This window comes from Streptomyces sp. 150FB (genome assembly GCF_000818195.1).
In the GTDB taxonomy this organism is placed as follows: Bacteria; Actinomycetota; Actinomycetes; order Streptomycetales; family Streptomycetaceae; genus Streptomyces.
The window spans coordinates 4,630,654-4,638,193 of sequence record NZ_JTHL01000001.1 but is presented as its reverse complement, the minus strand read 5'-3'; the positions used below and the strand labels follow the sequence as shown (position 1 = coordinate 4,638,193).

Below are 7,540 nucleotides of genomic sequence, written 5' to 3'. Positions count from 1 at the left end.
CGCCCTCGCCCGCCAGGTGGGCCACGGTAGCCGCGACATCCGACGGCTGCCCGTAGCGGCCGAGCGGTATGAAGCTCTTCTGCACATCGGCCCCCGGGCCTTCGGAGGGGTTCATCTCGGTATCGGTGGGCCCGGGGTGGACCAGGTTGGCAGTGATGCCCCTGGGGCCGAGCTCACGGGCGAGGGACTTGGTCAGACCGGTCAGCGCGGTCTTGCTCGTCGCGTACAGGGAACCGCCCGCGAACGGGACCCGCTCGGCCATGCAACTGCCGATGCTGATGATCCGCCCGCCCTCGGTCATGTGCCGGACCGCCGCCTGTGCCACCAGGAACGGCGCCCGGACGTTGATGTTCAGCACTCGCTCGACGTCCTCCAGGGACAGGTCCTCCAGCGGGCCGAGCACGCCGATCCCCGCGTTGTTGACCACGATGTCGAGCCGCCCGAACTCCGCGGCCGTCCGATCCACGGCGTCGCGCAGCGCCGTCGGGTCCGCGCTGTCGGCCCGAACGGCCAGGGCTCTGCGGCCCAGCGCCTTGATCCGGTCGACCACATCCGCCGCGCGCTCCGCGCTCTCCAGATAGGTCAGCGCGATATCGGCGCCGTCCTCGGCCAGCCTGAGCGCCACAGCCTCGCCGATGCCCCGGCTGCCGCCGGTCACACATGCCACTTTGCCGTCCAGCACCGCTGTCATGTTCGCTCATCTCTTAGCCGGGTTCGCGGACATGACAGATGCTCCCGTGGGGCTGACGCGGAGTCCGGCGCCATTCGGACGTCGTGTACGTCGTGGGCCCGGACGCCTGGGCGCGCCCCGGGCCACTGTCGGCGTACGTGCCGGGTCCGCCGCCCGGAGAACTGCCCGGCCGCTCAGCCACGCGGCCTGACGTGCAGGTCCAGCCCGCTCGTACCCTCCGCGGCCACGCCCGGCAGCAGTCGCATGTCATGGTCGTAGTCGCCACCGGTGAGCAGCCGGAACGGAATCGGCTCGTCCGTGAAGAGCCGGTCGAGGCGGAGCTTGTACTCCCGCTTCACGGCCTCGAACCGCTCCTCGGACACGTCGATCGAGCTGTACACCGCGAACGGTTCGAGCGGCGTCATGCCGGTGAACCAGAACAGGCCGTGGTTGACCGGGTAGAGGATGTCCGCCAGCCGGCCGTGGATGCCCTGGTCGGAGAACGACCCCTCGCGGGCGCCGACCGTCACCGACACCAGCGCCCGCCGCCCCGCCAGGGCGCCTTCGCTGTACGGCGGAGGAACGGACGGGCCGTGGGCGAACTCGAAGGTGAAGACCCGGTCGATCCAGCCCTTCAGGATCGCGGGCACCGAGAACCACCACATCGGGAACTGCAGGATCACGGCGTCCGACCACCGCAGCTTCTCCTGTTCCGCCGCGATGTCCTGGGACAGACCTCCCGCCAGCGTGGCCTCTCCCGAGATGCCCAGGACGTCGAGCCGCCGGTCGCCCGCGTGGTCGGGGAAGTCGTCGGCGTCGACGCCCGCCTTCCACTTCATCGCGTAGAGGTCGGACACCCGCACCTCGTGCCCGGCCGCGCACAGTTCCTCGACGGCGAAGTCGGTGAGAGCGACGTTGAGCGAGCGGGGCTCGGGGTGGGCCGTGACGATGAGTATCTTCTTCCGCCGCTGCGGCGTGGCTGCGTTCATGCCACCACGTTCTCCCCGGCGCGGCCGCCTAGCCAGAACCCTCCGCAACCAACGGAACGCAAGTCCTGGTATTGCCCGTACCACCCATACTTGACCGCATGAACAGCGTGGACCCTGTCGAACGCACCGCCGGCGTCGACAACCGTAGCGAGGGCCCCAGCGCGAACGGCGGGAACAGCCCCGCGAGCAGCAACGGCGCCGGCGACCGCCCCGGCGAAGGCCAACGGGCCCTCGGCGGCTTCCTGCGCGCCCGCCGCGGGCGCATCGCGCCTGAGCAGGTCGGGCTCACCGGCGGCGGTCGCCGACGGGTACGCGGGCTGCGCCGTGAGGAGCTGGCCCAGCTCGCCGGGATCAGCGTGGACTACTACGTACGCCTCGAACAGGGCCGGGCCACCCAGCCGTCCCCCGAGGTGCTCGACGCGCTCGCCGGAGCGCTCGCCCTCGACACGGCGGAGCGTACGCATCTCGCGACCCTGGCCGGCGCCAGGCGCGACCCCGTACCCAGCGTCCCCGTCAGCCCCATGCTGCGACGGGTCCTGGACGCGATGACCCTCTTCCCGGCGTTCGCCACGAACCACCGCCTCGACGTGGTGGCCTGGAACAGCCTGGGCGCCGAACTCTGCGGCGGTCTGGGCGACCCGGACGGCCGGGACCGGAACAACGCCAGGTACCTCTTCCTCGATCCCGCGTCCCGGACCGTGCACCCCGACTGGGAGGACAGGGCGGCGGAGGCCGTCGGCCAGTTGCGGGTCTCCGCCGGGCGTTACCCCGGCGACGGGGAACTGGCCGGGCTCATCGCGGAACTGTCCGCGCGAAGCACCGAGTTCCGGCGGATCTGGGCCACCGGCGAGGTCGTCATGTGCGCGGCGGGCCGCAAACGGCTCCGGCACCCGGCGGCCGGCCTGCTCACGCTGGACTTCGAGACGCTGCACGTACCGGCGGCACCCGGCGAAACGGGCCTGGTGGTGCACGTGTTCAGCGCCCAGGAGGGCAGCCGGGAGGCGGACGTCCTGGCCCGGCTCGCGGCACGCTGACGCGGTCCCCCTCACGCGGTCCCCCTCACGCAGTCCCGCTCACGCAGTCCCCCTCACACCTTGACGAGAGTGGACGTTTCCGGGCGGAACGGGCCCTAACGCCGCTAGAGTTGGACCGCTCAACCACTGCTCTTCCAGCCCGGCACGCTGCCCACGGCACCGCGTGCCCCTGTGGACGGAGAACAATGAGCACCTTCCTAAGACCCGTCGGACGGCGGCTGCGCGTCGGCGCGGTGGCCGCGGTCACCGCGGCACTCATGCTGCTGGCGGCGGGCCCCGCCACCGCGGCGGCTCCGCCCTACGACCCCGTCATCGGCCGCATCCCGTACCAGCCCGGGCCGATGCTCGTGGACCCCGGCGCCAGCGCGAACGCCGCCAACGCGTACGGGTTCAACCTCGGCCCCGTCGGCGGTCTCACCAACCCCGCCTACTACGAACTGCGCGACAGCTACACGGTCAAGCTGTATTTCAACTACCGGGGCTCGACCGACTCCGCCACGAAGAACAAGGAGAAGCACTGGATCGAGGGACTCGACGACGTCATGTCGACGATGGTCCTCGAAACCAACAAGTGGGTCGGCGGACGGCTGCACTACGAGCCGTACGACGGCGACACCTGGCCCGGCAGCGTCCCCGCGAACGAGATCGCCATCGTCTTCGCCACCATTCCCGCGACCGGGATCGCCTCACCGTCGCGCGCGCTGGACAACAGGGGAGCGATCTACAACGGCGGCCTGATCCGCCTCACCGACTCCGACGTCTGGACCCGCCTCGTCGACGACAGCAACGACGGTGACCGATGGTCCCGTTACGCGATGGCGATTCCCGTGATGCACGAGCTCGGCCACACGCTCGGCCTGGCGCACTACAACACGCAGTTCCGTGACTTCAACACCCTGATGTCCTCGATCCGGGTCGCCGACGACGTCTCCAGTTGGAACGACGTCTGGACCCCCGGGGACAAGGCCGGGCTGATGAACATGGCCGGCTGGCGCGATCGCGCCGTCACCTGTGCGGACACCGGCTCGTGCAACCAGATCTGGGAGAAGGGCGACGGCATCGCCTGGCCGCCGCAACCGCCGCAGCACACGTACGACCGCGTGCACTGACCCCGTTCACGCGGAGTCCTGCTTGAGGGCGTGCAGTCCGGACAGCGGGCCTCCGAGCTGCATGAGCCGCCCCCCGTCGCGGAGGCCGCCGAGGGCGGCGGTCGCGAAGCCGAACTCCTCGGTGAGCGCGGCGACCTGCTGTACGGCGTCGGTGTCGTCGCCGGCGAGGAACAGCAGTTGTCTGCCTGCTTCGTGGCGGGGGTCAGCGGCGATGTAGGCGCCGAACAGCGCGTTGAAGGCCTTGACCACGCGCGCTCCCGGGACAAGGGAGGCGACGTACTCGCTGCCCGTCAGATCCCCGAGATCGGCGATCTCCGGCCTCGGGGACAGGGCGGCGAAGTGGTTGGTGGCGTCGATGACGATCCGGCCGTTCCAGTCCGGCAGCCCCTCGACCGCCGCCGGTACGTCGGGCCAGCCGACGGCCAGCAGGACGATCTCGGCCCGCGCGGCCTCCTGCGCGGTGCCGGCCGAGGCGAGCGGGCCCAACTCGCGTACGACCGTCTCCAGCGAGGCGGGACCGCGACGGTTGCTCAGGGTGACGTGGTGGCCGTAGGCGATGGCGTGGCGGGCGACGGCCTGGGCGACGGTGCCGGCGCCGATGGTTCCGATGTTCATGGGAAAGGCCCCTCCTCAGGAGGACTGGTAGGACTGGCAGGACTGGTTGGGTTCGGGATCAGGCGTGGTCGTTCGGGTCAGGCAGCGGGGCTGGTGAGCAGGATCGCGCCGGTTCTGCCAGGCCGGTGCAGGTGCCTGATCGCCTCGGCGTAGTCGGCGAGGTCGTACTCGGCGGCGACCTCGAAGAGTTCAGGAGCGGTGACCCCCAACTCCACGGCAGCCGCGACGTCCTCGGCCCGTTCCGCCGGCGCCCGGGTCATCCACCGGGTGATCGAAGCGCCCCGGATCGTCAGTTCACGCCCGATCAGATTCAGCGATTCGAGCGGTGTCGGCTGCGGACCGGCGTTCAGGCCCCCGTAGAGGACCAAAGTGCCGCCATCGGCGAGGAGTTCCGCGAGGCGCGGCGTGTGGGAGCCGCCCAGGGCGTCGAGAACGACCCGCGCGCCCTTGCCGCCGGTCGCGGCGTGCACCTGCTCGTGCCAGTCGTCGTCCGAGGTGGAGACGGTGGGAACGCCCGCGAAACGGGTGCCGAGGGAGACGGCGCCGGAGGCGCTGCGTACCAGGTTGACCAGGCGCAGGCCCCGTTCGACGACCGCCGCTGTGACGAGCTTTCCGACCGAGGAGCCGGCGGCTGTCTGCACGACGACGCCGTTCGCGTCACCCCGCAGGGCGTCCTCGACGTCACGCAGCAGCATCAGGGTGGTCAGCGGATTGATGAGCAGCAGTGCCGCCGTCGCGTCGCTGACGTGGTCCGGTACGGGTACGACGAGAGCGGCCGGGATCGTGACGTACTCGCTCCACGCCCCGGAGACCGGGAAGAACGCGACCCGTGTCCCCGGCTCGACTGTCCCCGGTTCGACGCCGGGCGGCCGGGGACCGACCGCCTCCACCACGCCCATCCCCTCCACACCGGGGGACCCCGGTGTGGAGGGCTTGTCCGGATTCATCTGCCCCTTGAGCTGAACGAGGTCTCCGAAGTGGACGGGCCGCTTGAGGACTCGTACCGTCACCTCGCCCTGTTCGGGGGAGCGTGGGCGGCCGGAGGTGTCGAGGCGCAGTACGTCCGACGGATCACCGTGACGGTCGTAGACAACAGAGCGCATGAGAAGGCGTCCTTAGGAAGAGTTGCCGGCCATTAAAATGATGGAAATCATCATTGGTTCTCGCGATTCCGCCACCCCGCCCCGTCGCACCACCCCCGGTGGCGTGGGCAGCCAGGGGGCAGACAACGGGGGAGTCAGCCGATGGGGGTCAGCTTCACCACCTTGAACGTGCGGTCGGTCTTCGTCTCGTAGTCCTCCAGCACCCCGGGGTACGCCTTCCTCACCTCGGCGTAGAGACGCTCCCGCTCGACCGGCTCCACCACCTCGGAAACCGCGACCTTCAGCGTCCGGTCGCCCACTTCGATCGTCGTTTCCGTCATGACGGCGACATTGGTGGCCCAGGCGGGATCGTTCGCCGCACCCCCGTTGGATCCGACGACGACAAAATCATCGCCGACGGCCGTCCGGGCCACGGGCGTCACGCGCCGCTGACCGGTGACTTTTCCCGTGTGGTGGAGAAGAAGCAGCTTCATGCCCCCGAACGCGCCTCCCACCACGCCGGCGTTGGCGCGGAACTCGGCAACGACCTGCTCGTTGAAGCTCGCCATGATCTGGACTCGCCTTTCAGGTAACTGGACAGGACCGACACCGAGCCCCCGCCACGACGTGCGACAGCGGAGTCCACATTGATGTCACTCATCAGCATAGTCAATGAGGAGGCACATCATCAATAAGAGCCGGCGAGCTGGAACCATCGCGGGGCCCGCGTACGCGGGTCAGCGCGAGGCGTCGCCCGACGCGGAAGCGACCAGGTGATCCCGGCTCGCGCCCAGGATCTCGTCGGACAGCGCGGGTTCGACCCGGTTGACCGCGCGGGCCAGCACCATGGCCCCGACCATCTCACTCAGCATCCGGACCGCCTGCTCGCGCGCCTGAGCCGGGGTCAGGTCCCGTCCTTCGGCGATGGCTTCGCGGGTCAGTTCGGCCGCGAAGCCGGTCAGATACCCCTCGACACCTTTGGCGTAGACGGCCTGGACCTCGTCGCTCTGCCGCCACGAGTCGACAGCGAGCGAGGCGGAAGGACAGCCTCCGCTGGGATCGTCCCGGTGCTGCGCGGAGAGATACCCCTCAAGCACCCGGGCCAGCGGAGAGCCCGACGCCTCGGGCCCCTTCTCCGTCTCCTGCGCGAGATGGCCGAGCGAGTCCGCGAAGAAGGCGTTGCACACCTCCACCGCCAGCGCGTCCTTGGACGCGAAGTGGTTGTAGAAACCGCCGTGGGTCATACCGGCGGCGTTCATCAGATCCGCGATCCCCGCGCCGTCGATGCCGCGGGTACGGAACATGCGGCCCGCCTGGTCGACGATGTTCTGCCGATTGCGCGCCTTGTCTTCCTTCGTGATCCGTGGCATGTCCCTCTCCGCCCTCCGTCCGGCCCGGCAGGCACGCGTCCGGCCGAATCGATGATGACGTTCATCATTGTTGACTGTACCTCGCTGCCACCCCGGATGCTCAGCGTCGATTGCCGGACCGCGTTGTCAGACCCCTCGGGTAGCTTTCCGGGAACGCCGACAAGACCGCCCACCCGACCGCGCACCTGACCCCGCCGGCAAGGAGATCTCCGACGTGAGCGACGCCCTGATCGACAAGATCGTCCGACCCGAGCGCAGGCTGTCGGGCTCGTGGCTGGAGATGATCGCCTCGAACCTCGACTACCACCGGGCGACCTTCCTGTGGAAGTGCGAAGGTCTCTCCGAAGCGCAACTGCGGCAACGCCCCCTGCCGTCCTCGGCGTTGACCCTGCTGGGACTCATGCGACACCTTCAGGGGGTCGAGCGCGCCTGGTTCCAGCGGGCGCTGGCGGACACGGCCCCGGATTTCTTCCCCTACCGGACCTACGTCACAGCCGCCGGTGACGACTGGTTCGACGAGTCCGACCCCACACCCGCCAGGGACGTGTACGAGGACTACCTGAAGGCGTGCGAGGAGTCACGGCACGTGTTCGCGAAGGTGACGGGAGACCTCGCGCGCATCGTCCCGAACCAGGAGTTCGGCGACACCGACGTGCGGTTCATCCTCGGAC

Annotated in this window: 9 protein-coding genes; 3 read left to right on the top strand and 6 right to left on the bottom strand. The window is 69.6% G+C overall.

Translation table 11 applies throughout. The features are described from left to right. Together QR77_RS19825 and QR77_RS19820 are read right to left on the bottom strand one after the other, a co-directional pair. Nucleotides 1–691, bottom strand: a 691-nt coding sequence (locus tag QR77_RS19825) for a 3-oxoacyl-ACP reductase family protein (protein ID WP_063798052.1), incomplete at its 3' end; no start/stop codon positions are given. Nucleotides 692–864: 173 nt separating this feature from the next. Continuing rightward, the gene (locus QR77_RS19820) at nt 865–1,659 is read right to left on the bottom strand and encodes an NAD(P)H-dependent oxidoreductase (protein ID WP_040023333.1); all 795 of its coding nucleotides are present in this window, start codon (nt 1,657–1,659) and stop codon (nt 865–867) included. Nucleotides 1,660–1,757: 98 nt separating this feature from the next. Here QR77_RS19820 and QR77_RS19815 point away from each other — a divergent pair, with 98 nt between their 5' ends. Then, nucleotides 1,758–2,693 (top strand): helix-turn-helix domain-containing protein, encoded by a 936-nt coding sequence (locus tag QR77_RS19815; RefSeq protein WP_078876904.1) that lies wholly within the window; start codon nt 1,758–1,760, stop codon nt 2,691–2,693. A 185-nt stretch (nt 2,694–2,878) separates the two neighbouring features. Then, entirely contained in the window at nt 2,879–3,802 is a 924-nt protein-coding gene (locus QR77_RS19810) for a hypothetical protein (protein ID WP_040023331.1), read from the top strand. 6 nt (nt 3,803–3,808) lie between these two features. On the opposite strand, the gene QR77_RS19805 is transcribed toward QR77_RS19810, so the two are convergent. From QR77_RS19805 to QR77_RS19790, 4 genes are all read right to left on the bottom strand, one after another. After that, entirely contained in the window at nt 3,809–4,417 is a 609-nt protein-coding gene (locus tag QR77_RS19805; RefSeq protein ID WP_040023330.1) for an NAD(P)-binding domain-containing protein, read from the bottom strand. A 77-nt stretch (nt 4,418–4,494) separates the two neighbouring features. After that, entirely contained in the window at nt 4,495–5,520 is a 1,026-nt protein-coding gene (locus QR77_RS19800; protein ID WP_040023328.1) for a zinc-binding dehydrogenase, read from the bottom strand. A 134-nt stretch (nt 5,521–5,654) separates the two neighbouring features. Then, entirely contained in the window at nt 5,655–6,068 is a 414-nt protein-coding gene (locus tag QR77_RS19795; RefSeq protein WP_040023326.1) for a nitroreductase/quinone reductase family protein, read from the bottom strand. Between the two features lie 168 nt (nt 6,069–6,236). Next, a complete protein-coding gene (locus QR77_RS19790; protein ID WP_040023325.1) occupies nt 6,237–6,869 on the bottom strand; it encodes a TetR/AcrR family transcriptional regulator in 633 nt (210 codons plus the stop codon). Nucleotides 6,870–7,083: 214 nt separating this feature from the next. Here QR77_RS19790 and QR77_RS42305 point away from each other — a divergent pair. Further along, a partial coding sequence (locus tag QR77_RS42305; RefSeq protein ID WP_063798051.1) for a DUF664 domain-containing protein occupies nt 7,084–7,540 on the top strand: 457 nt, incomplete at its 3' end.

What these genes read in the sequence shown, in the direction of transcription:
- QR77_RS19820 (WP_040023333.1), bottom strand. Translation starts at nt 1,659, where the DNA reads ATGAACGCAGCCACGCCGCAGCGGCGGAAGAAGATACTCATCGTCACG.
- QR77_RS19815 (WP_078876904.1), top strand. Translation starts at nt 1,758, where the DNA reads ATGAACAGCGTGGACCCTGTCGAACGCACCGCCGGCGTCGACAACCGT.
- QR77_RS19810 (WP_040023331.1), top strand. Translation starts at nt 2,879, where the DNA reads ATGAGCACCTTCCTAAGACCCGTCGGACGGCGGCTGCGCGTCGGCGCG.
- QR77_RS19805 (WP_040023330.1), bottom strand. Translation starts at nt 4,417, where the DNA reads ATGAACATCGGAACCATCGGCGCCGGCACCGTCGCCCAGGCCGTCGCC.
- QR77_RS19800 (WP_040023328.1), bottom strand. Translation starts at nt 5,520, where the DNA reads ATGCGCTCTGTTGTCTACGACCGTCACGGTGATCCGTCGGACGTACTG.
- QR77_RS19795 (WP_040023326.1), bottom strand. Translation starts at nt 6,068, where the DNA reads ATGGCGAGCTTCAACGAGCAGGTCGTTGCCGAGTTCCGCGCCAACGCC.
- QR77_RS19790 (WP_040023325.1), bottom strand. Translation starts at nt 6,869, where the DNA reads ATGCCACGGATCACGAAGGAAGACAAGGCGCGCAATCGGCAGAACATC.